44 protein-coding genes are annotated in these 26,559 nt (G+C 67.4%); 13 read left to right on the top strand and 31 right to left on the bottom strand.

Features of this window, described 5'->3' with window-relative positions:
- The 12 genes from B4915_RS02105 to B4915_RS02160 all read right to left on the bottom strand — a co-directional run.
- On the bottom strand, positions 1 to 1,474 hold a 1,474-nt coding region (locus tag B4915_RS02105; RefSeq protein WP_181158431.1), incomplete at its 3' end, for a hypothetical protein.
- Complete coding sequence (locus B4915_RS14605) at positions 1,404 to 1,862, bottom strand: hypothetical protein (RefSeq protein WP_105804206.1); 459 nt, start codon at positions 1,860 to 1,862, stop codon at positions 1,404 to 1,406. The genes B4915_RS14605 and B4915_RS02105, both read right to left, overlap by 71 nt.
- A gap of 924 nt (positions 1,863 to 2,786) precedes the next feature.
- Complete coding sequence (locus B4915_RS02115) at positions 2,787 to 3,086, bottom strand: HNH endonuclease (RefSeq protein WP_105804207.1); 300 nt, start codon at positions 3,084 to 3,086, stop codon at positions 2,787 to 2,789.
- 76 nt (positions 3,087 to 3,162) lie between these two features.
- Positions 3,163 to 3,615 carry a hypothetical protein gene (locus B4915_RS02120; RefSeq protein WP_105804208.1) on the bottom strand — a complete coding sequence of 151 codons (453 nt, stop codon included), beginning with the start codon at positions 3,613 to 3,615 and terminating at the stop codon, positions 3,163 to 3,165.
- 161 nt (positions 3,616 to 3,776) lie between these two features.
- Positions 3,777 to 4,037: a nucleoside triphosphate pyrophosphohydrolase family protein gene (locus tag B4915_RS02125; protein ID WP_105804209.1), complete on the bottom strand. Its 261-nt coding sequence runs from the start codon at positions 4,035 to 4,037 to the stop codon at positions 3,777 to 3,779.
- On the bottom strand, positions 4,034 to 4,639 hold the full coding sequence (locus tag B4915_RS02130) for a hypothetical protein (protein WP_105804210.1): 606 nt from the start codon (positions 4,637 to 4,639) through the stop codon (positions 4,034 to 4,036). Before B4915_RS02130 ends, B4915_RS02125 begins: the two co-directional genes overlap by 4 nt.
- Positions 4,629 to 4,901 (bottom strand): hypothetical protein, encoded by a 273-nt coding sequence (locus B4915_RS02135; protein ID WP_146120001.1) that lies wholly within the window; start codon positions 4,899 to 4,901, stop codon positions 4,629 to 4,631. Before B4915_RS02135 ends, B4915_RS02130 begins: the two co-directional genes overlap by 11 nt.
- Complete coding sequence (locus tag B4915_RS02140) at positions 4,898 to 5,170, bottom strand: hypothetical protein (RefSeq protein ID WP_105804212.1); 273 nt, start codon at positions 5,168 to 5,170, stop codon at positions 4,898 to 4,900. Before B4915_RS02140 ends, B4915_RS02135 begins: the two co-directional genes overlap by 4 nt.
- Positions 5,167 to 6,048 carry a hypothetical protein gene (locus B4915_RS02145; protein ID WP_105804213.1) on the bottom strand — a complete coding sequence of 294 codons (882 nt, stop codon included), beginning with the start codon at positions 6,046 to 6,048 and terminating at the stop codon, positions 5,167 to 5,169. The genes B4915_RS02140 and B4915_RS02145 overlap by 4 nt, the downstream gene beginning before the upstream one ends.
- Before the next feature lie 2 nt (positions 6,049 to 6,050).
- A complete protein-coding gene (locus tag B4915_RS02150; protein ID WP_146120002.1) occupies positions 6,051 to 6,446 on the bottom strand; it encodes a hypothetical protein in 396 nt (131 codons plus the stop codon).
- Positions 6,436 to 6,906, bottom strand: a complete 471-nt coding sequence (locus tag B4915_RS02155; protein WP_105804215.1) for a hypothetical protein — start codon at positions 6,904 to 6,906, stop codon at positions 6,436 to 6,438. Before B4915_RS02155 ends, B4915_RS02150 begins: the two co-directional genes overlap by 11 nt.
- 84 nt (positions 6,907 to 6,990) lie before the next feature.
- Positions 6,991 to 7,599, bottom strand: coding sequence for an XF1762 family protein (locus B4915_RS02160; protein ID WP_219845074.1), 609 nt, complete (start codon positions 7,597 to 7,599; stop codon positions 6,991 to 6,993).
- Between the two features lie 33 nt (positions 7,600 to 7,632).
- Between B4915_RS02160 and B4915_RS14350 the strand changes: the two genes are divergently transcribed.
- Positions 7,633 to 8,151: a hypothetical protein gene (locus B4915_RS14350; RefSeq protein ID WP_146120003.1), complete on the top strand. Its 519-nt coding sequence runs from the start codon at positions 7,633 to 7,635 to the stop codon at positions 8,149 to 8,151.
- Between the two features lie 55 nt (positions 8,152 to 8,206).
- Here B4915_RS14350 and B4915_RS02165 read toward each other — a convergent pair whose 3' ends face one another.
- Complete coding sequence (locus tag B4915_RS02165; RefSeq protein WP_105804216.1) at positions 8,207 to 8,671, bottom strand: hypothetical protein; 465 nt, start codon at positions 8,669 to 8,671, stop codon at positions 8,207 to 8,209.
- 380 nt (positions 8,672 to 9,051) lie between these two features.
- Here B4915_RS02165 and B4915_RS02170 point away from each other — a divergent pair, with 380 nt between their 5' ends.
- Positions 9,052 to 9,489, top strand: coding sequence for a carboxymuconolactone decarboxylase family protein (locus tag B4915_RS02170; protein WP_105804217.1), 438 nt, complete (start codon positions 9,052 to 9,054; stop codon positions 9,487 to 9,489).
- A 49-nt stretch (positions 9,490 to 9,538) separates the two neighbouring features.
- On the opposite strand, the gene B4915_RS02175 is transcribed toward B4915_RS02170, so the two are convergent.
- The 16 genes from B4915_RS02175 to B4915_RS02250 all read right to left on the bottom strand — a co-directional run bounded on the left by B4915_RS02175 (position 9,539) and on the right by B4915_RS02250 (position 17,286).
- Positions 9,539 to 9,784 (bottom strand): hypothetical protein, encoded by a 246-nt coding sequence (locus B4915_RS02175; protein WP_105804218.1) that lies wholly within the window; start codon positions 9,782 to 9,784, stop codon positions 9,539 to 9,541.
- 14 nt (positions 9,785 to 9,798) lie between these two features.
- On the bottom strand, positions 9,799 to 11,169 hold the full coding sequence (locus B4915_RS02180; protein ID WP_181158432.1) for a replicative DNA helicase: 1,371 nt from the start codon (positions 11,167 to 11,169) through the stop codon (positions 9,799 to 9,801).
- On the bottom strand, positions 11,166 to 11,525 hold the full coding sequence (locus tag B4915_RS02185) for a hypothetical protein (protein ID WP_105804220.1): 360 nt from the start codon (positions 11,523 to 11,525) through the stop codon (positions 11,166 to 11,168). The genes B4915_RS02180 and B4915_RS02185 overlap by 4 nt, the downstream gene beginning before the upstream one ends.
- Positions 11,522 to 12,358: a hypothetical protein gene (locus B4915_RS02190; protein ID WP_146120004.1), complete on the bottom strand. Its 837-nt coding sequence runs from the start codon at positions 12,356 to 12,358 to the stop codon at positions 11,522 to 11,524. Before B4915_RS02190 ends, B4915_RS02185 begins: the two co-directional genes overlap by 4 nt.
- Positions 12,359 to 12,363: 5 nt before the next feature.
- Positions 12,364 to 12,786: a hypothetical protein gene (locus B4915_RS02195; protein WP_105804222.1), complete on the bottom strand. Its 423-nt coding sequence runs from the start codon at positions 12,784 to 12,786 to the stop codon at positions 12,364 to 12,366.
- Complete coding sequence (locus tag B4915_RS02200; RefSeq protein ID WP_105804223.1) at positions 12,783 to 12,965, bottom strand: hypothetical protein; 183 nt, start codon at positions 12,963 to 12,965, stop codon at positions 12,783 to 12,785. The genes B4915_RS02195 and B4915_RS02200 overlap by 4 nt, the downstream gene beginning before the upstream one ends.
- Positions 12,962 to 13,363, bottom strand: a complete 402-nt coding sequence (locus B4915_RS02205; protein ID WP_146120005.1) for a hypothetical protein — start codon at positions 13,361 to 13,363, stop codon at positions 12,962 to 12,964. Before B4915_RS02205 ends, B4915_RS02200 begins: the two co-directional genes overlap by 4 nt.
- Positions 13,360 to 13,803, bottom strand: a complete 444-nt coding sequence (locus B4915_RS02210; RefSeq protein WP_105804225.1) for a hypothetical protein — start codon at positions 13,801 to 13,803, stop codon at positions 13,360 to 13,362. The genes B4915_RS02205 and B4915_RS02210 overlap by 4 nt, the downstream gene beginning before the upstream one ends.
- Entirely contained in the window at positions 13,796 to 14,653 is an 858-nt protein-coding gene (locus B4915_RS14610) for a hypothetical protein (RefSeq protein ID WP_181158433.1), read from the bottom strand. The genes B4915_RS02210 and B4915_RS14610 overlap by 8 nt, the downstream gene beginning before the upstream one ends.
- A 20-nt stretch (positions 14,654 to 14,673) precedes the next feature.
- Complete coding sequence (locus B4915_RS02220) at positions 14,674 to 15,483, bottom strand: hypothetical protein (RefSeq protein ID WP_105804226.1); 810 nt, start codon at positions 15,481 to 15,483, stop codon at positions 14,674 to 14,676.
- 2 nt (positions 15,484 to 15,485) lie between these two features.
- The gene (locus B4915_RS02225) at positions 15,486 to 15,779 is read right to left on the bottom strand and encodes a hypothetical protein (protein WP_105804227.1); all 294 of its coding nucleotides are present in this window, start codon (positions 15,777 to 15,779) and stop codon (positions 15,486 to 15,488) included.
- Between the two features lie 9 nt (positions 15,780 to 15,788).
- Positions 15,789 to 16,199, bottom strand: coding sequence for a RusA family crossover junction endodeoxyribonuclease (locus tag B4915_RS02230; protein WP_105804228.1), 411 nt, complete (start codon positions 16,197 to 16,199; stop codon positions 15,789 to 15,791).
- 13 nt (positions 16,200 to 16,212) lie between these two features.
- Positions 16,213 to 16,431, bottom strand: coding sequence for a hypothetical protein (locus B4915_RS02235; protein WP_105804229.1), 219 nt, complete (start codon positions 16,429 to 16,431; stop codon positions 16,213 to 16,215).
- Positions 16,432 to 16,719, bottom strand: coding sequence for a hypothetical protein (locus B4915_RS02240; RefSeq protein ID WP_105804230.1), 288 nt, complete (start codon positions 16,717 to 16,719; stop codon positions 16,432 to 16,434). It lies immediately after the preceding gene.
- Between the two features lie 79 nt (positions 16,720 to 16,798).
- Positions 16,799 to 17,008 carry a hypothetical protein gene (locus tag B4915_RS02245; protein ID WP_146120006.1) on the bottom strand — a complete coding sequence of 70 codons (210 nt, stop codon included), beginning with the start codon at positions 17,006 to 17,008 and terminating at the stop codon, positions 16,799 to 16,801.
- On the bottom strand, positions 17,005 to 17,286 hold the full coding sequence (locus B4915_RS02250) for a helix-turn-helix domain-containing protein (protein WP_105804232.1): 282 nt from the start codon (positions 17,284 to 17,286) through the stop codon (positions 17,005 to 17,007). The genes B4915_RS02245 and B4915_RS02250 overlap by 4 nt, the downstream gene beginning before the upstream one ends.
- An 88-nt stretch (positions 17,287 to 17,374) precedes the next feature.
- Here B4915_RS02250 and B4915_RS02255 point away from each other — a divergent pair, with 88 nt between their 5' ends.
- From B4915_RS02255 to B4915_RS02265, 3 genes are read left to right on the top strand one after another with little or no spacing between them, the layout of a single operon-like run.
- On the top strand, positions 17,375 to 17,833 hold the full coding sequence (locus B4915_RS02255) for a hypothetical protein (protein ID WP_146120007.1): 459 nt from the start codon (positions 17,375 to 17,377) through the stop codon (positions 17,831 to 17,833).
- A complete protein-coding gene (locus B4915_RS02260; protein ID WP_105804234.1) occupies positions 17,830 to 18,279 on the top strand; it encodes an ImmA/IrrE family metallo-endopeptidase in 450 nt (149 codons plus the stop codon). Before B4915_RS02255 ends, B4915_RS02260 begins: the two co-directional genes overlap by 4 nt.
- Before the next feature lie 44 nt (positions 18,280 to 18,323).
- A complete protein-coding gene (locus B4915_RS02265) occupies positions 18,324 to 19,724 on the top strand; it encodes a recombinase family protein (protein ID WP_181158434.1) in 1,401 nt (466 codons plus the stop codon).
- Here B4915_RS02265 and B4915_RS02270 read toward each other — a convergent pair.
- Complete coding sequence (locus B4915_RS02270; protein ID WP_146120009.1) at positions 19,711 to 19,929, bottom strand: magnesium chelatase domain-containing protein; 219 nt, start codon at positions 19,927 to 19,929, stop codon at positions 19,711 to 19,713. The two genes, B4915_RS02265 and B4915_RS02270, sit on opposite strands and share 14 nt — an antisense overlap.
- Entirely contained in the window at positions 19,926 to 20,303 is a 378-nt protein-coding gene (locus B4915_RS02275; RefSeq protein WP_105804237.1) for a YraN family protein, read from the bottom strand. The genes B4915_RS02270 and B4915_RS02275 overlap by 4 nt, the downstream gene beginning before the upstream one ends.
- A gap of 313 nt (positions 20,304 to 20,616) precedes the next feature.
- Between B4915_RS02275 and B4915_RS02280 the strand changes: the two genes are divergently transcribed.
- From B4915_RS02280 to B4915_RS02315, 8 genes are all read left to right on the top strand, one after another.
- Entirely contained in the window at positions 20,617 to 20,829 is a 213-nt protein-coding gene (locus tag B4915_RS02280) for a hypothetical protein (RefSeq protein WP_105804238.1), read from the top strand.
- A gap of 208 nt (positions 20,830 to 21,037) precedes the next feature.
- Positions 21,038 to 21,952: a 30S ribosomal protein S2 gene (rpsB, locus tag B4915_RS02285; RefSeq protein ID WP_105804239.1), complete on the top strand. Its 915-nt coding sequence runs from the start codon at positions 21,038 to 21,040 to the stop codon at positions 21,950 to 21,952.
- Positions 21,953 to 22,022: 70 nt separating this feature from the next.
- Positions 22,023 to 22,853: a translation elongation factor Ts gene (tsf, locus tag B4915_RS02290; RefSeq protein ID WP_105804240.1), complete on the top strand. Its 831-nt coding sequence runs from the start codon at positions 22,023 to 22,025 to the stop codon at positions 22,851 to 22,853.
- 106 nt (positions 22,854 to 22,959) lie between these two features.
- Positions 22,960 to 23,679 carry a UMP kinase gene (pyrH, locus tag B4915_RS02295; RefSeq protein WP_105804241.1) on the top strand — a complete coding sequence of 240 codons (720 nt, stop codon included), beginning with the start codon at positions 22,960 to 22,962 and terminating at the stop codon, positions 23,677 to 23,679.
- Positions 23,680 to 23,744: 65 nt separating this feature from the next.
- Positions 23,745 to 24,299, top strand: a complete 555-nt coding sequence (frr, locus tag B4915_RS02300) for a ribosome recycling factor (RefSeq protein ID WP_105804242.1) — start codon at positions 23,745 to 23,747, stop codon at positions 24,297 to 24,299.
- A 4-nt stretch (positions 24,300 to 24,303) separates the two neighbouring features.
- On the top strand, positions 24,304 to 25,221 hold the full coding sequence (locus tag B4915_RS02305; RefSeq protein WP_105804243.1) for a phosphatidate cytidylyltransferase: 918 nt from the start codon (positions 24,304 to 24,306) through the stop codon (positions 25,219 to 25,221).
- On the top strand, positions 25,221 to 25,838 hold the full coding sequence (locus tag B4915_RS02310; RefSeq protein WP_105804244.1) for a DivIVA domain-containing protein: 618 nt from the start codon (positions 25,221 to 25,223) through the stop codon (positions 25,836 to 25,838). Before B4915_RS02305 ends, B4915_RS02310 begins: the two co-directional genes overlap by 1 nt.
- 64 nt (positions 25,839 to 25,902) lie before the next feature.
- On the top strand, positions 25,903 to 26,559 hold the full coding sequence (locus B4915_RS02315) for an aggregation-promoting factor C-terminal-like domain-containing protein (RefSeq protein WP_245907301.1): 657 nt from the start codon (positions 25,903 to 25,905) through the stop codon (positions 26,557 to 26,559).

Consider the following 26,559-nt stretch of genomic DNA (forward strand, 5'->3'; position numbering starts at 1 on the left):
TGATGACGCCCCACACGGCCCAGGTGACTGACTGAGCGTGCGAGATCGGCTTCGTCGGATCGGACGGCTCCCACGTGAACCCGGCGCGACCGATCGCACGGGTCGTCGCGAGCTCGAGCGACTTCGTCACCTCGGCCTGGTCACGGTGCAGCAGGAGGCCGTCGTTCGACATCTCGATGAAGATCGAGTGCGCGGCGGCGAGCTCGTCGAGATTCATGGCGAGGTACTTCACGCCGGCGCGGTCGAGATCCGCGAGGATCATCGCGGCGTTCTTCGGGTCGACGACGACGAGCGCGTTCCCGAGCTCGGCCTTCAGGGCCTTCACCTCGTCGGCCACCCAGCGCACCTTGCGGTCCGTCTTGTGGTGCTCGACGGCAATGTGATCGGAGTCGAGGCGGATAGCCTTCGAAATCGTCGCGTAGCCCCCGCCCCGGCCGACCGCGATAGCGATGACACCGCCGTCACCCTGCACCGGATAGTCGCCTGCGTGCCGCTTCCACACCTCGAGGTCGAGCTCCGAGAGCTTCTCGGCCACCTCCTCGCGGCGGTTCGGCCAGATCGAGAACCGCAGGCGCTTCACGGCCTCGGGGTCGAGCCTCGAGAGCTCGTCCTCGATGGTCGCGCGCGTCAGGCCCGGCCGGTACCCCAGGCCGGGGTTGCCCTGCTTCCATACCTCGGGATCACGGATGTTGATCTTCGCCGCGACATCAGGATCCTGCGAGCCCTTCGGATTGAACTCCGCCCAGCCGGTGCGCGGATCCGTACCCGAGCGCCCGCGGTCGCGCACACCTTCGAAGTATTCCGAGTTGTTCAGCTCATCCGGCACGGTCCCCGTGAACAGCACCTGCGTGTTGTCGACCGCCGACATCGTTGGGAGGAGCGCGTCCATCGCCGCCTGGGGCGTCTCCTGCGCCTCGTCGACGACGAGCACGTCGACCGTGAATCCGACGCCCGCGTTCCGTGAGCGCGCCATGAAGATCAGCCGGTTCCCGTTCGCGAGCTCGAAGCCGCGCCACTGGTTGTTGTCCTTGATGCCCCGCTCGCCGCCGAGCAGCTCACCCATCAGCAACGGCGACGAGGTGATGACGCGCTTCAGGCGCCGGAACGCCTCGACCGCGGTCTTCACCTCGTGCGCCGAGTGCAGGATCGTCTTCGGCTCGCCGTCGGCCTTCGGCCACAGGAAGAGGTGCGCGAGCTCGTACGGCAGGATGATGTTGCCCTTGCCGTTCTGCCGGCTCACGAGCACACCGAACTCGGTGCACACCCACCGCCCGGAGCCGTCGACCGAGAGGATCGCGTCGAGCGTGAGCTCCTGCCACGGGTCCTCCCGCAGGCCGGCCACGGCCGCGAGGTCGAGGGCCTCGCCCGCGCGCGAGCCGGCACGCTCGGGGATGCGGAGGAGGCTAGGCTCCTGCACTCCGAGCAGCTTCTCGCTGCTCCCGCTCTGCCCTGGCAGCAGCAAGCTGGTCTTCAAGGGTGACCCCCTTCGTCGACTGGCCGTTGCCCTGGATCTCAGCGATCTCGCGCAGGATCTCCCGCTGCTCCCGCATCTGCAGGTACGCGCGCGCCGGATCCCTCACCCGGAGCTCGGCCACGAGCTCGCGCGAGGTCTGCAGCATGTCCCGCAGCGTCTCGAGACGAGAGACGTGCCCCTCGTCGGTGCGCGGTGTCGGCCGCACCTGAGCCGCAGCGCGCGCCGCCTGCCGATCGACCTGCTTCTCGCGCCGTGCCTTAGCCGAGTGTGACCGGGCCCGCGAGTTCTCCCGCTTCGCCTCCCGGCACGCCTCACACACCTCCGTGCCCTCCCGCAGGTGCCGCCGGTACGCCGCGTACGTCCCGCATGGGGCCTTCGGACGAGCCATATCGCACCCCTCCGATCAATTCGCACCCCCGAGCAATTCGCGCGGGGGGATTTCCGCCACGGCCGCGCGGGAGGTTGGCGGCTGGTCTGTGTTGCTGGATTTTTGGGTCACGGGTCGAGACGCTTTTGAAGCGTTTCCCCCTAACGGCCTAGTGTGATCACATGACACAGCCGCATGTGCCCAGTCGGGAACCCGTCGAATACGACGACCGAGGCACCACGCCACCGCGGTGGGTGAAGCCTCTGAGATTCGCGCTTGTGATGGCAACGATCATCGCGGGTGTCCTCACGCCGCTGCCGCTGGTCGGGCCCCCAGAGAACGACGGTTGGAACGCTCTTGCTCTCCTGAGTTGCGCCGTCTCCCTGGGAGGCGTCGCCGCAACTCTCCTGGTATACGAACGGCAGCATCGGAGGACAGTCCATGCCGAGCGCGCTCAGGGTCAACAACTCAATGTGATCGGCGAGAGTGTCGCTTACCTTAGGAGCGCGCTCATTCAGGAGGGGCCTTCCGAAGTAGATGAATCGGAAGAAGAAGGAAAAGACGCACGAGCAGACAGCGACGTCGCGGAGGGGAGAGGTCAGATTATCAAGATCGGGGACCGTGACGGGCGGTACCTAGCGATAGATGAGATTCCGCTCAATGTCATCGCCGACCTACTCATCGGTTGGCGAGAGAACGACAGGAAGGGTGGAACACCCAAACGAAACGAAGGTCGTTGGTCAGTTGGGAACCTCGTCGGAGCATGGCGTCCCTCAGGGCAAGGTAACCACCCTTGGTATCTGACCTTCCGCGATGACGCGGGTGATTTCTCTGCTTGGCGCCTTTACAGGGGCGGGCAGGGGAAGACGTCACCCACGGTTGATGACGTTACCCCGCGCGGAGCGGCGTTATAGAGTACTCGCGCGGCGTAGCTGGGTCGGGTTGCTAACTGGCCTTCCAGATCTCAACTTGAGCGGCGTCGCCCTTCATCGTGTTGCAGCGGCGGTGGAACGGGTGCAGGTCCTGCCGGACGAGGTGGCCGCCGTTCCCGAGCGCGTTCGGGTGGTCCGCGGTGAACGACATCGGATCGGTGTGGGGGAGCGTCGTGTCGATGGGCTCGCCGCATCCGTAGTCGCTGCCCCATCCGCAGGGGAGGCCCTCTCGGGCGGTGCGTCGCTTGAGGGCGGCCTGCTTGCGGCGGTACGCGCGGTGGCCGGCGCCGTTGCGGATCTGCTGCGTGCCCACCGTCTCTCCTCCCGGGAACGACGAAGCCCCGGAGCTGTTGGGCTCCGGGGCTCTGCAGGTGCGGGTCGTGGGGCGGCTACTGCTTCTCGAGTTCGACGGTGACGGTGGTGCCCATCGCCGTGACCTCGTAGCTGATGACGCCGTCGGTGTAGGTGAAATCCTTGGTGTCGTCGGTGGAGGCCATCATCGCGGTGTCAGTCGCGGCCGCGTCGCGGGTAGATGTCCAGGTCCATGTGTCGCCGGCTTCAGTAGGGGCGGTGTAGGTGCCGACCCAGTAGATCGAGGTGCTGTCGTTCTCCTCGTTCACCCAGTCGATCGAGATCGTTTCCGCGGTGATGGTCGCCTGCTGGTAGTTCGTCGGCGAGTTGGAGTTGGTTTGCTTCCAGGAGCCGGTGAGGTCGGCGGGGGTCGCTGGTTCCTCGGTGGTGGTCTCCTCGGAGGCCGGTGCGGCGTCGGTGTCGGTGTCGGACGAGGAGCATCCGGTGAGGGCGAGGAGGGCGATTGCCGCGGCGGCGAGGGTGCGCTTCATAGCTCCAAGATAGCGGTGGGGGCGGGGTGCCGCGAGTGGTCGTGGTTCCCGCCCCCGCGAGGTGGAATGAGAAAGGGCCGGAGTCACGATGTTCGCGTTCCGGCCCACTTGCTCGATACTTAAGTTAAGCGGTACCCCCTTCCGCTGCGAAATATTCCTTGTCACGGCGTGTCGCCTGTCGTCTCATCAAAGTCGAGGAGCTGTTCGAGGGTGAGTTCGACGACGTGGCGGTTGCGGTTGTCGCGGTCGATGCAGCCTCGCCAGTAGGCCATGAGCGCCTGGTGCTCGACGACGCGCCGCCCCTGGTTGTCCCACGACCAGCCAGCCGGAGACCGCTGGCGCCACTTCTTCATCGTCTGGACGTGCTTCCCGGTGCGCTTCGCGGCTTGCCGGTAGGTGTACCAGGGGCGGTTCTCGATCACGCGGGCTTCTTCTCCCATGTGCGTTGGCAGGTGTCGCAGATCGCGCCGGCGAGACCGTCGGGGCCCCAGAGCGGCCGGATGGTGCGCTCGCCGCAGGTCGGGCAGGGGCGGGGTCGGTACGCCTTGAACTTGGGCTCGGCGCGCGGGTAGCGGCCGCGCATCTGTCGGATGAGATCGATGAGATCGTCCGGGGCGTCGTTGAGTGTTCCGTCGTGCGCGATCTGGTGGGTGCATGCGATCAGCCAGGTCACGATCTCAGTGGACAGCTCGAACGCCTCACTGGGAGTGCAGAGGGGCAGCCCTTGGGGTTCGTCCCGTCCCCGCCACATGCGCTCGCGGAGTGGGCGGGGGGAGGCACCTCCGACCTTCTCCGCGACCTCGCGGCCGAAGATGATCATGGTCGCGTAGACCAGGTCCGCGTCGTCGGCGGGATCGACCCGGTACGGGAGGCGCGCCTGCTCGGAGCCGCCCGACACCTTGACAGCGGCTGTGTCCTGCGCGGCAACCGCGGACTCAGCGAGCTCGCGCATGTGGAGGAGCTGGAACGGGACCTGGCGCAGGTGCCACTCGAAGTGCTCGGACCAGGAGCGTTCAGCCTGCATCGGGGGTCTCCTTGGTTCGGTAGGGGTTGCGGCGGAGGACGACCGCCGGTCGCTCCTCGTACAGGCGGTAGCCGGTGCGTGCGCCTTCGTCCCATGCGGCTTCGCTCGCCTGGCGTCGCACCGACTCAAGCCAGCGATCGAAGGCCCGCCCGAGCGCCCGTTCGCGCGATGCTGAGTTGACCGGGTCGTGGTACTCGCCGACAGGGTCGTTCGCATAGCCGCTACGGACCATGTCAGTCGACGGGACGAACTTCTCGCTCATCGCCCACCACATCGCAGCCACTCCTCGCGACGCTCGTTGACTAGGCGGGCGACCTCTGGGTAGGAGTTCCACCCGAGCGAGGTCTGACCGCCCTCGAACTCGCGCTTGTAGGTCATGGATCCCCGGATCACCTCAGCCAGCTTCGCCTCATCCACCGTGGGCTGAGCAGCGAGAGCGTCGATGAGATCAGCGGTTCTCGTCTCGCCTCGGTCCCGCCAGTAGAGCGACATCGTTTCGGCGTCACTCCTCAGCTTCTCGCGATCATTCACGACAGCTCATCCCCTCGCAGCCACTCGGCCACGTCGCGAGCAAGGTGGCTCATGCCTTCCGCTGACACCCCGGCCCCGAGAGTACCCCCGCTCGACAGCACCTCGTGGTTGGCAGCCGACGCCAGCAGCTCAGCCAGCTTCGCCTCATCTACCTCGGGCGGAGCGGCGAGAGCGTCCGCTGCTTCCCGCAAAAGCTCAGCACCTCGGGTGTGATACCAGTCCACCTCGATAGCGGCCTCTCGCGCCTCCGCGATCAGCTTCTCGCGGTCGGGGGACAGAGTGGCACGCAGTGAGCAGTCCATCTTGTGCCCATCGGCGCGATGGCACACAGCGCATCCGCTCGGCTCCTGCGGGGTGCCTGCTACCGTTGCCTGGTGACTGCGCCCCTCGTCTTCTGGACCATCTTCACGGCCGCCGCGATCGTCATCTCCGCCGTGACCGCTATCGTCGCTTACCGTCGGAGTCGACGCGACCGGTGACGGCTTCTGCGGGGCGACACCAGCAGCAGCGAGGCGATTCGTTGGCAGCTCTTCCTCGCCCACGCAGTCCACCCGCCGATATGCGACCCAGCAGCCTTCGACCGGGTCGCGCCAGTAGATGTGGAGGAAGTCGTCATCGATGCGCAACTCCTCGGTGGGAGCGCCCACGAGCAGACCAGGCGAACTCAGCGCATCGGCCACAGCGTCACAGAGCTGCGCGACAGCCTCCGTGACATGCGATCCTGAGAATGCGTTCCCACGCATCGCCTGATACCGAATGTTGCGCGCCGCCTCGCGGTAGTAGCCGGCGTCCGCGGAGTCTCGCGTGCTCGTCTCGGGCCCGAAAGGCACGGTCGGGATCGCTACCGGGATCGGTGCGCGTTCAGCTGTGTTCGTCATGGTCAGTTCCCTCCGATGGAAGCGAGTGCGGGCACGAGCGCCGGGTAAGCGTCGAGCAGAAGACGGGCCGCCTTCACGAACGTGCCCGCGTGATGGACGTTGTAGGTATTCAGGAGCGAGGCGAGTGTGTACATCGCCGTGTCCTCGGGGCTGTCGTCGTCGCACGAACGGTCGGGTCTGGTCACCGTCTCGAATCGCAGTTCGTTCTCGATCGACTCGATGACGGCTTGCTGCATCAGGCCGAGTGCGCGCTCCGGCTCGCCGTGCTCGTGAGGGCATCTCGGCTTGTGGCACTCGGGCCAGTCGAACTCGACCTCGAACCGGTTCACCGACGCGGCATGCGCAGCAGCCCGAATCCGTCGCCGAAGTGCCTCGCTGATCTCGCGTTCACTCCCCACCGCCCTCACCTCCCAGCGCTGCCTCAACGGCGTGGATCGTCGGGCACGGCCACTCCGTCAACATCCCGAAGTAGCGCCCGTTGGGCAGTTGGAAGGAGCACTCGCGGCAGATGGTGTCGCTTGGCTCGATCTCCACGGGCTGATGCAGCGCCGTCACCGCTTCGAGCGCGGCGACCATCCGCGGCACCGACTCCCGGGCTGCGGCGATGAATTCGGCGTCCATCGAAGCATGTGGGCCGTCACCGGTCGCCGCGGTAAGGCGATACCCGCCAGGGTCGCCCTGGGTCTCGGGCACCCACACGACGAACAGCGGCCCGTCACCCGTCAGCGCGCCTTCCAGGTACTCGGCGGCGGTCTCATCGCTACCCTCTGCGGGCGCAGCGGCGAAAGCCCACGGCCCTTCGGTCGCGGCACCTGCGAGGCGCTTCTGCTCGGCCAGGTACTCGGTAATCGCGGTCATTCTCGTTCTCCTGTCAGGTAGTCCACGTAGCAGGTAGCGCCGGGGCATTTCCCACAGCAGGTGTCTGCGATATTGAAGTCGTCGTCACTCCCCATCGCCCTCACCTCCTGCCGACAGCGCAGCACGCCACCGCCTCTTCTTCTCGGTTGGGGCGACGACTTCACGGTGGGGGTCCTCGCGCCCCCACTCCCCGCCGCCGGCGATTCCGTCGTCGTGCCACCCGGCCGCGCGGAGCGACCCGCCCGGCTCGGTGGCGAGCGTGTAGGTGATGATCTTGTGCGGCTCATAGCCGAGCGCGATCCCGGCTCTGCGGAGCGCGCCGTAGATCATGCTGCATGCGTTCCGGGTGCCGTCCGTGCAGACCCTCACCACCTCGAGGTGCTGGTCCTGGTCGAGCATCCGAGACACCGGTCGCCCCGCGATCCCGACCCCGCGGATCCGTCCCGCCTCGTCGACGACGCTCACGCTGAACTTGTGCCCGCGGCTGGCCTTGTGGTGGCGGTGATGCTGCTCGACGTAGGCGTTCGCCGCGCGCAGTCCGATCGGCTGGATCTTCAGTTTCAACGTCCTCCTGTCCTTCAGGGTGAGAGCGGATGCCGGCACGCCGAACCGGGCGAGGACGGCGATGTCGGACGGGGAGAGGGTGCTCGGGAGCGCGGCGTGGTCAATGCGGGAACGGTCGATCGCGGTCATGCGGCGACCTTGCAACCGCTACGCTGCTGTCTCATGGAATGCGCGACGATCACCTGCAACCTCGATGAGATAGCAGCTGCCATCAGTGAGCCATCCGCCATTGAAGAGGCAGCACTGGTCGTTGCTGTTGCCTCTGCAGCCGGAACTCTCGCAATCGCTCTCCTTAACGTATTTCTGTTGATGAAGCAGCATCGTCTCCAAGTTGACACCCTTCGAAAGGAAGGCCGGGTGAGACGGGCCGAGTACGGCGCTGCGCTGAAAGCCTGGGTGATTGAAGCGATCGCCGACAGAGCGCACGGACGACCGAACGGGCACAGTCGAACCAGTGCAGCTGAGAACGAAGTTGCCCGCCTCGGTGCTCTAACCGACGAGAGAACCCATGATCGCCTCGCATCCTTCGTTGCGACCTCGCTCGTCTTCAAGCTGCCCGCGCCCAAAGATCGCGACGGGCTCGGGGCCTTCGCTGAGCAATTGATTACAACCATCGACGCGTGGGTAAGCGACCCATCGAGTGTCGAGCTCGATTCTGCCGCGGTGATTGCTGGAGCTTGAGAGTCTGTCGGCTGACCAGAATGTTGGGAATGCCGCAACCGAGGGGCGAATCTGCTCAGCATGTGCCACCTTCGAGCATGAGTCGGCCGGGCATTCCGGTCGCGATCATCTGCGCGACCTGCTCGCCGGTCTCCTCGAACACGGTCCGCCCTGAGGGGAGCACGGTGTGCGCGTAGAACTCCTGCTCGAACGTCGCGATCCCGGACTCAATCGCCTCGAGTTTCGCCTTCACGACGAGCGCGAGTGCCCGCCACCGCTGCCGCGTCGCCTGCTCGTATGCTGCCTCCCGCGCCGACGCTGTGCGGACGCCGCGGGAGTGGTGCGTGAACTCGCGCGCCGCGGGGTCGGGCAGCGGGATAGTGAACCGCACCTGCCGGCCGGACGCTTGGAACGCGATCCGGGCGGCGCCCGGCTCCGTCATGTAGGCGAAGTGCGTCGCGCCGTAGCGGGAGAGCGTCTTCTCGATCTCGCCCCGTGAACGGTCGCTCGTCACGTCGGTCTTCGCTGCATATGTGCTCATCGTGTCTGGTCCTCTCGGGTCTTGCTCGCGAGCTCGTCTGCACGGAACGCGGCCAGACAGTTCGGGCATGTGTCGCCGCTGAGCGGCGCGATCGGGTTGCGGGTACTGCCGCAGTACGAGGCCCGCCACGAAACCGGAGACGCGAGGCAGGCCGTTGGGGACTTGGGTTTGGTCATGGTGTCTCCGTTCAGAAGGGGTGGGTTTCGTCCTCGTTCGGGTCGGGGGACGATGCCTGCGAGGTAGTGCCGTCGGGGTCGGGCGGTGGAAAGGTGCGCCGGGGACTGGACACTCGAGCGCGGAGGATGAGTTTCTCGGGCATGGCAGGCCAGCCAGCAGCTCCGGACGCCGAGCGACGATGGGGAGCATGAGATGATCGCCACATGACTCGAATCAACGTCGGCAAGCAACACCCGGACGTCTACGAGCAGCTCGCGACTCTCAGCGGAGCTGCTGAGGGAGCAGCATTCGACGCTGGGTTAGATCGAAAGCTAATCGAGCTCGTAAAGCTGCGCGTTTCGCAGATCAATGGATGCGCGTTCTGTTGTCGTTTGCACTCTCGTGCCGCTCTGCGAGCCGGAGAGACTGCTGATCGTCTCGCTGTTCTACCCGCTTGGCGAGAGTCGCAGTATTTCTCTGCTGAGGAAGTAGCGGCACTGTCGATCGCTGAAGACGTTGCGCGACTGTCACATTCTGTGTGCGATGAGGACAGCGAGGACGCCCTCACAGCAGAGAAGGTGTCAGCGGTGACCTGGGTCGCCACGGTCATGTGTGCTTGGAACCGTGTTGCGATCCGCAGCGGATACCAGGTTTCCCCGTAACTGTTGATAGTGGATCGGGTTCCCAGGTGGCAGGTGCTAGGGCCGATCTTCACAGCACGACCTCCCCGGACAGGGTGCGGATCTGGCCCTCGACGAGGCGGCCACGCCGCTCGTGCATGTCCTCGTCGATCGCGTTCTCCGCGGCGAGTGCCTGGTAGATGAGTTCGGCCGCGAGGGCTCGCGCCTGCGCGGGGGAGTAGTCCTGCCGCTTTCGGCGCTGCCGCAACTCGACGCGGTACTCGTCGTTGATGTCGACCGTCGCGATGTCGACGGTGATGTGTTCCCGAATCGCCATGATCCGTTCCTTCCTCAGTACAGGCCGATCGGCTGCGAGGTGACCCGCGCGAAGCGGCCCTCCCACCGAAGCTGTCGGCGTCCCACTCGGCCGTGGCGGTTCTTCACCACGTACATTTCCAAGACGTCCCCGGGCTCTCCGTCGGCCTCGAGCTTGCGCTGCATCATCAGGACGACGTCGGCGTGGTGGCCGATCTTGTCCGATGCCGAGAGGTCCGCGAGCGTGGGTGGCCGCTGGGACGGCTGACCACCCTTGCCCTTGGCCTGCGCGCTCTCCCTCGTAAGCTGCGACAGCACGATCACCGGGCAGTTGAGTTCTCGGGCGAGGATCTTCAACTGGCGCGTGATCTCGCCCACCATCTCGTGCACCGCCATCCGCGAGTCGTGAGAGCTGATCAGCTGCAGATAGTCGACGACGACCCCGGCGATCTCGCCCTTTCGAGCAACCCCTCGCCCGAAGCCCTTCACCTGCTGCACGGTCACGCCTGAGCGGTCGTCAACGAAGATCGGTAGACGCTTCACCGCGGCTCGTGCGAGACCGAGCTGCGCCTTATCGCTCGTGGACAAGTCGTGTCTCTTCAGCGACGACATGGGGATCTGCCCCCTTTGCGCCGCCAACCTCTCGCGGAGCTGGTCTTTGCTCATCTCGAGCGCGGAGAACGCGACTGGACCGTGCTCTGCCAGCAAGGCGGCGATTTGCAGGCCGGCGTTCGACTTACCCCCGCCGGGACGGGCGCCGACGACGTAAAGACCGCCCGGCTCAAACCCTCCGACGAGGTCGTTGATTTCGTGCCAGGGTGTCGGGATGTACACCGGGGGTGTTTCGAGTGTCGCTTCCCAGGCATCCCATCCCTCACCGATCGCTTCCACCGCGACGGTGCGCTCGCCGAGCAGGCCCTCCATCTCGGCGCGAAGCTCCTCGATGCGTTCGCTCGGGTCGCCCTCGCCCTGATAGCCGGCGCGCGCGGTCTTCTCGCCGAACTCGATCATGCGGCGGTGGACAGCCTTCTCGCGGACAATCTCCGCGTAGAAGACAGCGTTCGCCGCCGAGGGAACCACCGCAGCGAGCTCGTGCAGGTAGACGGCGCCCTGCGGCACCTCCGATAGCTTTCCGGTGCGGGCGAGCTCGTCGCCGACGGTGATCGCGTCGACGGGGTGCCCGGCACCGGCGAGCGTCCGCGCCGCGTCGAAAATAGTCTCGTGTGCAGGCTCGTAGAAGTCGCGGCCCGACAGCACGTCGGACACCTCGGAGAGCGCGCGAGCGGAGAGCATCATCGCGCCGAGCACCGACTGCTCGGCCACACGGTCGTGCGGCGCGGTGCGTTCGGTCGGTCCCTGTTGGGAGTTCGACCAGGGGTCCTCGGTCGCGGGGTTAAAGTCGTTCACTGCTCGATCCCCAACCACTTCCCCCGGAGGTGGTCGACCCATCCCGGCTCGTCTCGTCGCTCGACGAACTCCTCGGCGGGCACCCCTGCCGCGGCGCACAGCTGACGCTCCTCCGGCGTGAGCACGGGCGGCTCCCACGCGCGCTCTCTCCGCAGCGCGGCGACACCCTCCACGACATGCACTGGCATCAGCCACTCGTGCGAGGTCTGCAGATGCCGGCGCACGGCCTCCTCGGCATCGCCGAACGGCAGATGCCCGATCACGGCCGCCCACGCCTCGACGTGCTCCGCGGCGACGCGCCGGTGGTCGAACGCCGACACGATCGCGAGAAGCTTCGCAACCTCTGACTTCTTCATGCGCCCAGCTCCTTCCGCTCCTCGGCCTCGTAGCGCTCGGCGAGCGAGATGTTCTCGACGACCGCCGGCGCCCGGCGCCCACGAGCGGCCTGCGCGCGGAGCGTCTCGTACTTCTCCCGCAGCTTCGAGGCCGAGAGGATGTTGCTCCGCCAGAACTCGTTCGACTGCGCCCACCGGATCGCGTTCGCGACCTGCTCCTCGGAGCGTCCGTCTCGGTCGAGCAGAAGACGCATCGCGTCTCGGTTCGCCTTGTTCCGCTTCGGGAGCCTCTTCACGCCGTTCTTCTGCAGCTCCTCATCCAGAAGATCCAGGAGGCGTTCAACGTCGGGTCGGGTCGCGTCAGCGACTTCCGACGTGTTCCCCTCCTCTCCCTTCCTCTCCTCTCCACTCCTCTCCAGGGCCACAAGAGGGGGCTCGGGAGGGGCCTCGGCGGTCCCTTGTTCCCCGCGTGTTCCCCTCACGGGGGGAACATTTCCGCTCTCCGCCGCGGAATAGCGTGCGGAGAATGGGGGAGTGACCCTCGTGAACTTCGTCGGCGTCGGCCGCTTGGGGGACTGATGCACCTGCACGTTAGGCGCCCAAAGAAGGGGGCCCTGGTCTGAGGAGACCTCGATCACGAGACCCTCGCGAAGTAACTCGCAGACGAGCGGCTCCACTTCGATGGAGTCGCCGGGGAAGACCTTCATCTTGAGCGACATCGGGGAGTGCTTGATGAGGCCCTCGTCGTCGCCGAAGACCCAGATGCCCTCGAACAGGTAGCGTGCCGGGATCGAGACACTCACGATCTGCTCACTGCTGAAGAACTCAGGCTTCAGGCTTCGGATCTTCGCCACCTCGATCACCTCCTCTCTGGGGTCTGAACCCCGACTTCCTTGCACCATGCGTTCCACTCCTCGCCGTACACGTCGCGCATCATCGCCGCCGCCTCAGCGGCGTGGATTGGGAGCGCCGCGCCCGCTGGCGTGAGCCGCGCCCATCCCCAGAGGTGCGGGTAGAACGCAGGGACCCGAGAGGGGTCCTTCACCCAGCGCCGCACCTTCCATCCGAAGACGAGGGCGTACTTCTGCAGGTCCGACTCGCATCGCCCGTTGCAGTCCCCGCACAGGGCGAGCGAGTCCTCGATCGACGGCGGGGTCTTCGAGCCGCCCATGCCCACCGCGCGCCGGTGCTGATGCGTCAGCCCAACACGGGCACCGCATGCCGCGCACCTGTCCCCGTCGCGCTCCTTGGTGTCGCGCCACGTGCTCGTGGTCGCCCTCACTGGAACGTCCTCGACTTCGTGACGCGGAACTCGTACACGCCGTCCCACACCACGCGGGGATAAGCATGCAGCGACTCGAGCGTCAGTATGCCGTCCCGGGTCCGGCCGTCGACACGGTACGGCTTCGGGTCGTCGTCGACGCGCACGACGTCGCCGACGTGGATCTCCTGCAACGTCACAGCGTCACCCCGAGCTTCTCGCCGGCCTGCCGAACGCACCATGTGGCCGATTGTCCGGGGGCCATGCGGGATTGCATGAGCACCGACATCAGGGCGCCCTTCACGAGGTTCGCTCGAGCATCGTCGAGCTCGCGCTGCTTCTCCGCGAGCTCCTGCTCGAGCCGCACCGCGGTCGCGCGCGCCCGCTCGCACTCGGCGCTGATGTCAGCGAACTGCGCAACATCAGCCCAGTCGGGGCGCTCCTGTGGGGGCTCAGGCGCCAGGTCGGCGAACGCGTCCTCGCAGTGCCGCGTGAGCGCGTTCGTCACGGCGACGACACCAATCGCATATCCCGTTGCGAACTGCTGCAGTCGCTCGGCGCCCGAGCGCATCTTCTCGTAGCCGTCCATGTCTCTCATCCCCTCCTCGGGAGTCCCGCCAGCTGGTATGTGGCGAGCACCAACTTCGCTTGTGTCTGCAAGCTGCTCTTCCTGCTGTCCACCAGGTCTGCGAGGTCCTTCGCGTACCGGTATGCGATCTGCGCAGCGGCGTTCGCGACGCGCTCCTCAGCGATTTCCAGATCGAGCGCCGCCGCCCGCTCAGCCGCGGTCGCGCCCTGCACCCGTCCCGTGGTCTTCGCCCGGGCGAGCACGAGCGCCTCCGAGGTCGCGGCCCGCACCTTGTCGGCCTCCTTCACCACCCGGATCGCCTGCGCCGCTACGCCGTCGACCCGCTCGAGCTCGTGCAGGATCTGGTCGGGGGTGCGGACCCCGCCGGGGGCGGGCGCGCCGATCGCGAGCTCCTGCCGCATCGACGCCACCCAGCCCTCAATGTCGGCCGCGCTCGGCATCTCAGTCACCGAAGCCCTCCGGCATGTGCCCCCACTCGGCGGCCTCTTCCGTCGTCGGCTTCATCGGGTCGCCCTCGAACGCCTCGCTCGTCTCGACGGCCTCCGGCGAGGGCTCCTCGCTCGGCTCCTCCGGTGCGGCCGCGGCGACTTCCGGCTCGGGCTCTCCCTTCGCCTCGGCCGCGGGCGCCGGTGCAGGCTCCTCGGCCCGCTTCGGCTCGACACGGCGACGTCGCATCGTCCGCTTCGCCGTCGGCTTCGCCTCGACAGCGGGCGCCTCCGGGGGCTGCTCGCCGTCGGCGAGCTCCTCCACCGAGTAGAGGCCCGCGACCGTGTCGGCCGCGATCAGGCGCACGAGCTCGGACGTCGCGCGAGCGGTGAGCATCGCCTGCGGCTGCTTCTTCCAGTTGTCCTTGTTCGTCAGGCCCATCGCACGGGCCCGGTCCATGTCCCACATGGACTCCTGGATGCGGTCGTCCCCGCGGCGCCGGCCGCGCATCACCACGCGCTGGGAGTTGGCCTCCTCGACCCAGATCTCGTGCCCGTCGCGCTGCGCGAGAGCCCGGAGCGTGTTCGCGCGGAACGCCGGCGTGCCCTGGATCACGTCGAGCGACCGGAGTGCCGCCATCGGGTCCATGATTCCGACGCCGCGCGCCGTCATGATCGCCGCGGCCGCGTGGCCCGGGTTGCCCTGGTACTGCTGCGGTACGAACGGCGTCGTGACGAGCGACCGCGCGAAGTTGTAGCAGAGCTGCAGGTCGCGGGTGAACTGCAGCAGGTCGACTGACCCGTGCTCGTTCGCGAGGACGACCTCCTGCTCGGCTGTCGGTCGGCCCTCGTGCTGCTCGATCTCGGTGCTCATCGCCTCGTTTCTTCCTTCGTTCATGCGGCCTCACCGGCGCGCAGCGCCCGGCCCTTCCACTCGTCCGCCACGTCCCGGTTCGCGGCGCCGCGAGCGACCGAGACGACGTTCCCGAACGCCTGCCAGGTGCGGTCGGAGAACTCCATCGGGTAGACCTCGTAGCCGTCGGAGCGGATCCAGATGGCCCAGAGGTCCGTGATTCCCAGTTCGGCGACGCGCCGCTCGACTCCTTCCTGGTCGAGGTAGTGCGTCGCCTTCGCGTACGCCGTCAGCTGCAGCGCCGTCTCCGGGTAGATGCCGGTGCGGTTCGTCTTCCAGTCCCCGAGGATCACCTTCCCGGCGTGCTCCGGGAGCTTCGACCGGAGCAGCAGGTCGAAGGTGCCGCCGTAGAGCGCCTTCTCGTGGTAGACCGACGCCTCGGTGAGGATCGTCTCGACCTTGAACTCGTCGAGGAAGCGCAGCGCCGAAGACACATGACCTGCGATCTCGTCGGGCACCTCGACGTCCTCGCCGAGTGCGAGCTTCTCGGCGAGATCGTGGACCTCGGTGCCGCGATGCTTCGCCTCGTCCGAGATTGCGTACCGAGACTTCTTCAACGTCTCGAGCCGCTTCGAGTGCGAGAGTTCCGCGAGTTCGTCCCAGTGGTCGACGGCGTACTCCGCGGTCGAGTTCGCCGCCCAGTTCACGAGTGCGGGCTTCGGCAGCCCGTTCCCGAGCAGCGTCGTCACGCCGTCGAGCTTCCGCTCGCCGAGGTAGTAGGCGTGATTGCGCCCGTACTTCCGCTTGCGGAATCCCGACGCCGGCGCCGCGGCCTTCTTCTTCGCAGCCATGTCTACGCCTCGTCCTCTCCGTCGAGCGGCAGCGTCGCGTTCCCGGTGCGCTTCTCGTACTGTCCGCGGAGCAGCTGCTTCACCTGCTCGGCGTCTGCGCCCGTCACCTGCTCGACGTGCTTGAACCGCACCGTCGCCTGCCACTGGTCGGACGGGTCAGTCTTCGCGACCGCGTGCCGGGACACGATGCCGACCACCACGACGTCGTCAGGGGCCCCGGCCGTGAAGTGGTCCTCGAGGGCCTGCAGCCCGTCCAGTTCTTCGTCCGGCCGCTTGGCCGTGTACTTGAGCACCATCTGCTCTCCTCATTCCTTCTCGGTGTCCTCCGCCGGCTTGGCGGGGGAGTCTGTGTGCTCGAAGATCCGGATGATCGTTCGAGCGCGTTCGCCCGCGCCGTAGATGCGCTTGGCGTGGATCTCCTCGATCTGTTCGTCGTCGACGTACGCGATGCCGTTGAGCGCGTCGGTGCAGAGCTTCACGAGGTTGTCGGTGTCCACCCGGTGCCGCGTGGAGCGGTAGAAGGTGGCGATGAACATCAGCCGGCCCTTCAGGGGTGCGAACCCGGGGTGAGTGGCGGCGAACGCGGCGGCGACGCGCTTCTCCGCGTCCACAGTCCGTTTCGGCGTGAACGCTCGCTGACCGGCCTTCGCGCGCGGTCGACCCTTGGGGATCGGCTCGCCGTTGACCACGAGCGCGGCGCGCGGCTTGAACTTCACGGCCGGCCTGCGCTCAGCGCTCCCGCCGCACGCCGAGCCGCTGCTGCCAGTCGGCCCAGGAGGCGACGCAGACGAGCAGGACGACGAGCAGCCCGGGCGCTACGGCGAGGGCCTGGCACAGGGGCGAGAGCGTCCAGAGAAGGCCGCTCGCCGCGGCGAGCCCCGACATGACGGTGAGCAGGCACAGGAGCCGCCAGGCGGCAGTCGTCCATCCAGTCCGGTCCCGACGCATTCACTTCTCGCCCCGCTGCTGCTCGGCGTGCGCGATGCGCCGCTCCTCCTCACAGTCCCGGCATTCGCAGGACAAGCGAAGCCGGTCCAAAAGCGCCCGCCCCTCCGGAGAATCGACAGGGACCGCACGAACGCTGAGGCCTGCTGACGCGGCAAGCGCTTCGGCAGCTTGCTCAAGCAGGCCGCGGGTGGCTTTCATCCGGGCATTCGCAAGGCGCAATGCTCTTCGGCTGAGCGCGTAGGCCGTGACACCGGTAGCGGCGAGCACGGCACCAATGACGAGTTCCATGAGGGCTTCCTTCCGGGAAGTGGGTATGCAGCGGCCTGCCCATCCGGCAGGGGACGGGTCGACCAGGTGGTCAGAAGGGCTAGGCGCTCGCCCTGTAGCGGCGCTCTGCCTCTGCGTGGCGGGCCCGGATGCGGGCTTCCAGAACCTCGACAGAGGGGGTGACGTTGGGCACGTAGGCGCCGAGCGCCGCTTCGTGCGGGTCCATGGACATAGTCCGGATCAAGCCGGCCGTGACGGTCTCGCCGATGCCCCTGAGCACCTCTTCGCGCGACGGGGGTGGAACGGTCACGATGCCGCCGCCTCGTGCTGCTCGTCGGCGTCGACGGGTTCGGGCTTGACGACGATTTCCCCGAGCGCCATGCCGAACGCGTCGGCGAGCCGGACCACAGGGCCGAGCGAGGGCTCTTCCCCGTTGCGGTAGCGCTGCAGCGTGCCGCGGGAGATGCCCATGAGGCGGGCGAGTGCGTCGTCGGAGCGGATACCGTTGTGGATCTTGAGGCGGTCGAGCAGGCCAGGACGAATGATCGCCGCGGGGTGCTGTGCCGCCGTGTCAGTTGCTGTGCTCATGAGTCAATGGTGACGCCGTCAATTCGCGCTGTCAAGCACATGGAGCAAATGGGTTGCGCGCGATACGCGAGTGACTTATTCTTGAGTCATGAATGGCGCACAGAAGTGGATCGACCAGGTTCGAGGGACAGATTCTCTGCGGGCGGCTGCACGCCGAGCGGGTATCACCTCCGCCAAGCTCATCCGCCAGGTCAATGAGAATCAGGTGACCTTTGAGACTGTCCGGGATGTTGCCCGGGCGTACGAGCGCCCCGTGCTCGCCGACCTGATCGCCCTCGGCCACCTCACCGAGTCCGACGCCGGCATCGAGGGCGTTGAGCGAGCTCTGCACTCAGCTACCGATGCGCAGCTCGTGCTTGAGGTCTCGCGTCGTCTCGACGTCGCGCCGTCTATGCTCTGGGATGCTCCGATCAGCGAGGCTGTCGAGCGCGCGGACGCCATCGTCCACCGCCCGGATTTCACTCGCGAGCCGGCCGAGGATGACCACCTGGCCGCCGCCTCCCCGATCACGGAGGAGGACCCCGACTCTCTCTACGACGGTGCGTGATCGTGCAGGACCTCTACGACTTCGCCGCAGCCATGGGCCTGACGATCGAGTGGTGGCCGCTCAAGAAGCGCAACGGTGAGTACCGGCACGACCTCAAGCGCATCCGTCTTCGTCACGGCATGACGGAGCGGCTCATCAGGTGGACTCTCGCGCACGAGCTCGGGCACGCCGCATTCGGGGACCAGCCCAGCTATTTCGGGCCTGCAAGCGCGAAGATGGAGCGGCGCGCGAGCGAGTGGGCTGCGCTCCGCCTCATCAACCTCGACGCGTACCGCGAAGCTGAAATGCTCCGCGACGGGCACCTCGCGTCAATGGCACACGACCTCGGTGTCGCCCTCGAATGCGTTGAGGTGTACCAGTCGCTGCTGCTGCGCCTCGGAGACGTCACTTACCTCGACCCCAAGATGGGCGCCGGGCAGTGGGCCTTCCGCTGCGAGGTCGCCTGATGGTCGCCCGCCTACGCCCTGTACCGGACACGCCGCCGCGGGCGGTGCTCTACCTGCGCCAGTCCGTCGCCCGCGACGACTCGATCTCGATCGAACTGCAGGAGATCGCCGGGCGTGACTACTGCGCGCAGCACGGTTATGACGTCGTCGCGGTGGAGATCGACGAGGGCATCTCGGGCCGGACATGGACGAAGCGTCCCGCTGTGCAGCGCGTCATAGACATGATCGAGTCCCGCGAAGCCGACGTCATCGTGCTCTGGAAGTGGTCGCGCCTCAGCCGAAGCCGGAAGGACTGGGCTGTCGCAGCCGATCGCGTCGACGTTGCCGGTGGCCGCATCGAGTCCGCAACCGAACCCATCGACACCGCCACCGCATCGGGACGGTTTGCGCGCGGCGTCATGACCGAGTACGCCGCCTTCCAGTCCGAGCAAATCGGTGAGCAATGGGCAGAGGTCCGGGCCCGCCGATTCAGCCTCGGCCTACCCCCGGCGGGCAAGGTTCCATGGGGGTGGGTGAGCAGGAAAACGCACATCGAGAGCATCCCCGAGCAAGTGCCGATCGTGCGCACTATGTACCGGCTCTACGGTGAGGGGAGAGGCGCCGCGTACATCGCCTACTGGCTGAACGCCCAAGGAATCCCAGCGCCCCGCGGAGGGGACTGGCGGCCCGTTACGGTCACATCCTGCCTCGACTCGCCCATCCACGCCGGCCTTGTCAGCTATCTCGGCGAAACCCGCAAGGGCGCCCACGAGGGGATCATCAGCGAGGCCGAGTACGCGAAGTACCGACGAATGCGCGACGATCGCAGCACCCCGAAGAAGCCGCGCCGCAGCACCTACCTGTTGTCCACCCTCGTGGTCTGTCACTGCGGCCTCAAACGTGCCGGGAGCACCCTCACTGAGCGCCGCCAGAGTGGACGCACCGTCAGCTACTACAGCTACAAGTGCCCCGCCGCCACCGAGCACACGAAGTCTGTGGCCGCATGGCGAGTCGAGATCCCCGTCGTCGAATGGCTGCGAAGCTTCAAGGTTTCGCCGGCCCCGGCACCCCCTGTCTCAGCCCAGGCCGACGCCGATGCCATCGCGAGGGAGATCCTCGACGCCGAACGCACTATGGACCGCCTCACGCTGCAGCTCGCGCAGGACATCATCCCGAAGGCATCGTACGAGCGAACCCGTGACTCGCTGCTCACGGAGATCAACCGCCTCCAAGCCGCACAGCGAGAGGCCGCATTGCAGACCATGCTTCCGCCGTCGGCTTACCTGGACGCGCACGCCGACGCGCTGGACTCCTGGGATGACCTGCAGGTCGCCGACAAGCAGGCCGTACTCAGGGGTGTAGTCCGCTCCATCACGATCCGAGACGACGGCCTCATCGAGGTGCTCCCACAGTGGGGCGGGGAACCAATCGTGCTCGAGCAGGCACAGGGAGTTAACGCCGGTTGATGGTGAGGAAACGGCTCGACAGGGGCAGCCCGATCTGCGCGGTCGCCGAGCGCACCCGCAGCTTCGCCTCGGCCAGCGCGGTGTCAGGCAGGCCGATGATCGCCATGCCGGGGAGTTGCTGGGAGAGCGCGGTCTCGACCATCACCGCGGTGCCCTGCAGGCCGGTCAGCGCAACCGAGGCGGCCCGGCACACCGGAGCACTCACAGAATGCCCCGCAGGTGATCGATGCGCGGTTTCTGCTCCCAGCGGAGGGTGATGCCCACGGCGTCGATCCGCAGTCCGATTCCCCGCGACGCGTGCGTGCGCGCCCAGTCGAGCAGCAAGCGGCGCAGGCGTGCCGCCTTGCGCGCGGTGATGGCCTCCAGCGGGTGGCCGCAGCCGGCTCCGCCCCGGGTCTTCACCTCGACCGCGACGAGCGTGCCGTCGTCGAAGGCGACGATGTCGAGTTCCCCCTGTCGCGTTCTCCAGTTGCGATCGACGATCCGGTAGCCGAGCCCTTCCAGGTAGCGCGCAGCGATCGATTCGCCCCGGGCTCCGAGCGTCTGGTTGTGCGGGGCGTGTTCTGCCGTTGGGTTCATGCGGCACCTCCTGTTTCCCGCCCATCCTCCGCCGCGCATGTCTTCGGTGAATGCCCGGAACCACAAGATGTGGACAAGTGATCCGGCCCACCTCGAAACCGTCAATGTGAGCGAAGGTGTTGCCTTCTCGCGGAGTTCCTCCGTGTGAGATCGGGCGGACGCCGATCTGGGCGGAGGGGGCCGAACCATCCACAGCCGGGGGTGTGATTCCTGAGTCTTCGCGAAGGCGGGGCCCGCCGTCGTGCGACGCCGCCGTTTCCGTGCGTATTCTGTGAGGAAAGACGGTGATGCGCGAGCTGAGAGGAGGCCGCCCGTGTCTGCGGAGGCGATGACGACGCTATTCACCGCGATCTGCCTGCTGCTGGCGCTCGCGGGCGGCTTCGGCTGGCTCGTGCACCGCGGTGACGCCGCCGAGCAGCGATTGAACGCCAAGATCGATGCCGTGAGCGCTGAGGTGGTCGAGGTGAAGGTCGCGGTGGCTCGGCTGGAGGGGACGCAGCGTCCTCGCCTGCTCCGCGAACAGTGAGCGAGCTGCTAAAGTAGACCTTGCATCCCGTATGGGGTGACTTCGCGTGCCCGCTCATCGGCGCACCGCCACCGGTCCCCGGCTCGGAGATCTCACGATCATCTGCGTCGGGGCGGCGGAATCCGAGGGCACCAGGATCTGGTCGCGACCGTGACCGATGACAACCGCAAGCGCGCGCCCTCGGGGTGCGCAGAACAGGAGAACGGCAATGGCCGTCGTTACCATGCGCCAGCTGCTCGACAGCGGCGTCCACTTCGGACACCAGACCCGCCGCTGGAACCCGAAGATGAAGCGCTTCATCTTCACCGAGCGCTCGGGCATCTACATCATCGACCTGCAGCAGTCGCTCGGGTACATCGACGCTGCGTACGATTTCGTGAAGAACACCGTCGCCCGCGGCGGCAACATCCTCTTCGTCGGCACCAAGAAGCAGGCCCAGGAGGCCATCGCGGAGCAGGCGACGCGCGTCAACCAGCCCTACGTCAACCAGCGCTGGCTCGGCGGCCTGCTCACCAACTTCCAGACCGTCACCGGCCGTCTGGAGCGCATGAAGGAGCTCGAGCAGCTCGACTTCGAGGGCACCACCAGCGGCTTCACCAAGAAGGAGCTGCTGCTCAAGAAGCGCGAGCTCGAGAAGCTGCAGAAGTCGCTCGGCGGCATCCGCCACATGACCAAGACCCCTTCGGCGCTCTGGGTGGTCGACACCAAGAAGGAGCACCTCGCGATCGACGAGGCGAAGAAGCTCGGGATCCCCGTGATCGCCATCCTCGACACCAACTGCGACCCCGATGAGGTCACCTACCCGATCCCCGGCAACGACGACGCTATCCGCTCGGTCGCGCTTCTCACCCGCGTGATCGCCGACGCCGCCGCCGAGGGCCTCATGGAGCGCCACCAGAAGCCTGCCGAGGGCGCTGAGGCCGCTGCCGAGCCCCTCGCCGAGTGGGAGGTCGAGCTGCTGAACGCCGACGCCCCCGCCGCAGAGAACGCCGACGCCCCCGCCGCAGAGACCGCCGAGGCGCCCGCTGCCGAGACCGCCGAGGAGCCGGCTGCCGCTGAGGCCCCCGCCGCTGAGGCCCCCGCCGCCGAGGAGACCCCGGCTGCCGAGGCGACCGCCGAGTAATCGGAGCACACCCACCACAACGGAGTTCCCGCGCCGCCGCGTGCGGGATGACAGCAATAAGGAGTCACACATGGCTGCAGTGAGCATGGCCGCTGTGAAGGAGCTGCGCGACCGACTGGGCGCCGGCATGGTCGACAGCAAGAACGCACTCGTCGAAGCCGAGGGCGACATCGAGAAGGCGATCGAGATCCTGCGTCTCAAGGGGCTGAAGGGCGTTGCGAAGCGCGGCGACCGCGAGGCGAGCGAGGGTCTCGTCGCGGTCAAGCAGAGCGAGGGCGCCGCCACCATGATCGAGCTCGTCTGCGAGACCGACTTCGTCGCGAAGAACGAGAAGTTCATCGCGCTCGCCGATCGCGTGCTCGACGCGATCGTCGCCGCCGACGCCAAGACCCTCGAGGAGGCGCTCGCAGCGCCCGCCGAGGGGAAGACCGTCGCCGACGTCATCACCGATGAGGCCGCGATCATCGGCGAGCGCATCGAGCTGCGGAAGGTCTCGCGCGTCGAGGCTCCCGCCACCGCCGTCTACCTGCACCAGACCTCGAAGGATCTGCCCCCGCAGATCGGCGTGGTCGTGGGATACGAGGGCGACGACGCGGAGGCCGCGCTGAGCATCGCCCGGCACATCTCCTTCGCCGACCCGCTCTACCTGAGCCGCGAGGACGTGCCCGAGGCCGACGTGGAGAAGGAGCGCGCGCTCGTCACCGAGATCTCGAAGAACGAGGGCAAGCCCGAGGCCGCCCTGCCGAAGATCGTCGAGGGGCGTCTCACGGCGTTCTTCAAGCAGGTCGCGCTGAACGAGCAGGTGCACGCTCTCGACGCGGACAAGCGCGAGGTGAAGAAGGTCGCCGAGGCCGCCGGTATCACCGTCACGGGCTTCGCCCGCAGCAAGGTCGGCGCCTAAGAGGTCGCGCGGGGCCCGGATCGCACGCCGATCCGGGCCCCTTCTGCTGCCCGGTATCATTGCCCCAGCCCCACCACTGAATCACTCGAACCGCGAAGGAGTCCCCATGACCGAAACCGTCGACCGCAAGCGCCGAGTGATGCTGAAGCTCTCGGGGGAGGCGTTTGGTGGGGGGACGCTCGGAGTCAATCCCGACGTGGTGAGTCAGATCGCTCGTGAGATCGCCGCGGCTGTCGAGCAGGCAGAGGTGGCGGTGGTCGTCGGCGGCGGGAACTTCTTCCGTGGCGCCGAGCTCTCCCAGCGCGGGATGGACCGCGCGAGGGCCGATTACATGGGGATGCTCGGCACGGTGATGAACGCGCTCGCCCTGCAGGACTTCCTGGAGCAGGCCGGCGTGGACAGCCGCGTCCAGTCGGCGATCACCATGACCCAGGTCGCCGAGACCTACATCCCGCTGCGCGCCATCCGTCACCTCGAGAAGGGGCGTGTCGTGATCTTCGGTGCGGGCGCAGGCCTGCCCTACTTCTCCACCGACACCGTGGCGGCGCAGCGCGCGCTCGAGATCCACGCCGACGAGGTGCTCGTGGCGAAGAACGGCGTCGACGGCGTATACACGGCGGATCCCCGCAAGGATCCCGACGCCACCCGCATCGAGAAGATCAGCTACAGCGACGCGCTGGTGCGCGGCCTCAAGGTGGTCGACTCGACCGCCTTCAGCCTCTGCATGGACAATGGCATGCCGATGCGCGTCTTCGGCATGGAGCCCGCCGGCAACGTGACCGCCGCGATTCGCGGCGACGGTCTCGGCACTCTCGTGCACAGCTGAGAGGCGTCACCGCCCGCTAAGCTGGAACCACGCGCGAGACCCGAAGCACTCAGAAGGAGAACACCGTGATCGAAGACGTCTTCGTCGATGTCAAGGACCGCATGACCAAGGCGGTCGAAGCGGCCAAGGAGGGCTTCGCCACGGTGCGCACCGGCCGCGCCAACCCGTCGCTGCTGCAGAATCTCCAGGTCGACTACTACGGGACGCCGACCCCGCTCGCCCAGCTCGCCTCGGTGCAGAACCAGGACGCGCGCAGCCTGATCGTGACGCCCTACGACAAGGGCGCGATGAAGGACATCGAGCAGGCCATCCGCGACATGCCGAATCTCGGCGCAAACCCCAGCAATGACGGCAACGTGATCCGCGTGTCCCTGCCTGAGCTCACCGAGGAGCGCCGCAAGGAGTTCGTGAAGATCGTGAAGGGCCGCGCGGAGGACGCCCGGGTGGCGATCCGCAATGTGCGCCGCGCGGGGAAGGACGATCTCGACGCGCTCAAGAGCGAGATCGGCGAGGACGAGATCGTGCGCGCCGAGAAGGAGCTCGAGGCGGTCACCAAGCAGTTCATCGATCAGGTCGATGATGCGCTGAAGCGCAAAGAGGCCGAACTCCTGGAGGTCTAGGCGGATGCCGGGCCCGGATCGACGCGACGAGATCCGGCACGCGATCGAGTCGACGCGTGCCCAGCTCGAAGCGACGAACGCGAAGATCGAGGCCCGTGCCGGCCGCAATCTGTTCTTCGCGCTGCTCTCCGGACTCGTATTCGCGGTCGTCTTCCTCGCGAGCCTGCTGCTCGTCAAGCAGCTCTTCGTGGCGCTCGTCGCGGCGCTCGTCTCGATCGCGCTCGTCGAGCTCGCGGCGGCGTTCCGGGTGTCGGGACGGCGCGTGCCGCGCGTCGGCGTCGTGCTGGGCGGCCTCGTCGTCGTCGTCGGCGCCTTCGTATGGGGGCCGGAGGGCATGCTGCTCGGGCTCTTCGCCGGCTCCGCGCTCCTCACCGTGTGGCGGCTCGTCGAGAGCCTGGTGCCGGCCTGGGAGACGCCGCGGCGCACCCTCATCCGCGATGTGTTCTCGGGCCTGTTCACACTCGTCTACGTCGCCTTCCTCGCCTCCTTCGCGGTGCTGCTGCTCGCGGGCGACCGCGGCGAGTGGTGGGTGTTCGCGCTCGTGCTCGTCGTCGTCTCGGTCGACATCGGGGCGTATGCGGCGGGCGTCACGCTGGGCCGGCACAAGATGACGCCCCGCATCAGCCCGAACAAGACCTGGGAGGGTTTCGCGGGAGCCGCGGTCGTCGCGATGGCGGCGGGCGTCGGGGTCGCGCTGCTCGCCCTCCACCAGCCGTGGTGGGTCGGCGTCGTGCTCGGCCTCGTCGTGCTCCTCACTGCCACGGGCGGTGACCTGACCGAATCGCTCATCAAGCGCAACCTGGGAGTGAAAGACATGAGTTCCTGGATACCGGGCCATGGCGGGTTCCTCGACCGGCTCGACTCGCTGCTGCCGTCCGCGGTCGGCGTGTACGGCGTCGCGCTCGTGCTGGGGGTGGTGTGATGCCCGGGCCGCTCCGGAATCGGGGCGCGGCGCAGAGCCCCGGTGAACAGCGCGCCACCGAGCAGCGCCCCGCCTTCCCGCTCGTCTCCGGTTCGCAGCGGGGGTACCATCCGGAGCCCGTCGACGCGTTCCTCGCGCGAGCGCGTGCCGCCTACGAGGGGGCGGAGACGGGGGAGCCGATGTCCTCCGCGGAGGTGCGGCGGACGGCGTTCCCGGTGAAGCGGGGCGGATACTCCACGCGGCACGTGGACGCGGCGATGGACCGGCTCGAGGAGGTGTTCTTCGAGCGTGAGCGGCGGGCGCGGCTGCGCGCCGAGGGCGAGGATGCCTGGTGGGCGGAGACGCGCGAACTGCTGTCGGAGGTGCGCGGCCGCCTGCAGCGCACCCGGGGCCGCCGCTTCCGCCGGCGGGGGATCTTCGCCACCGGATACCGGCGCTCCCAGGTCGACGCCTTCCTCGACCGCATCTCGGAGATGTTCGAACGCCGTGAGCTCGGCCTTTCCCCGGCCGAGGTGCGCGACGTGGTGTTCCACTCGGAGTGGCGCGGCTACGACGAGGATCAGGTCGATGCGCTGCTGGACGCCGTCGTGGAGCTCATCCTGTCGACGCGGCAGTGATCATGCCATGAATCGCCGGGTGCGCATTGAGCGACCGGCGGGCCTGAGATAGGATCGTTACATTGTGTCTACCCTGAAGCCCGCCTCCGTGTCCCGCTGGTCTCGTCTGCGTTCCCCGCTCGCCGCACTCGCCGTCGTCGGATTCCTCGGCGTCGCGGTCGTCGCGCCCTTCGCGATGCCGAGCGCGGAGGCCGACGCCGAGACGCTCGCCTTCGAGCAGCGCATCAATCAGGAGTTCACGCCCAACGCGAGCGATGAGGCCGATCTGGTCTTCACCGATGTGTCGGGCGACCTCTCGCAGGTGGAGCGCGATCGGATCAAGGCCGAGGAGGAGGCTGCCGCGAAGGCCGAGAAGGCCGAGAAGGCTGCGAAGGAGGCCGAGCAGGCCGCCGGGGGCGGTCAGCAGTCCGGCTCGGCCGGTGCGCCGCCGAAGTACACGGGCGGCGGCTCGCCGGCAGAGTGGATGGCCGCCGCCGGCATCGCCGAGAGCGACTGGGGATACGTCGACTACATCGCCTCTCGGGAGAGCGGCTGGAATCCCAACGCCACGAACGCGAGCTCCGGCGCCTGCGGCCTGATCCAGGCGCTCCCCTGCAGCAAGGTGCCCGGCAACGGCTACGATCCGGTCGACAATCTCCGCTGGGCCAGCGGCTACGCCGTGGGCCGGTACGGGAGCTGGGCTGCGGCATACGATTTCTGGACCGCGAACCACTGGTGGTGA

It is taken from the genome of Leucobacter massiliensis (assembly GCF_002982315.1).
In the GTDB taxonomy this organism is placed as follows: Bacteria; Actinomycetota; Actinomycetes; order Actinomycetales; family Microbacteriaceae; genus Leucobacter; species Leucobacter massiliensis.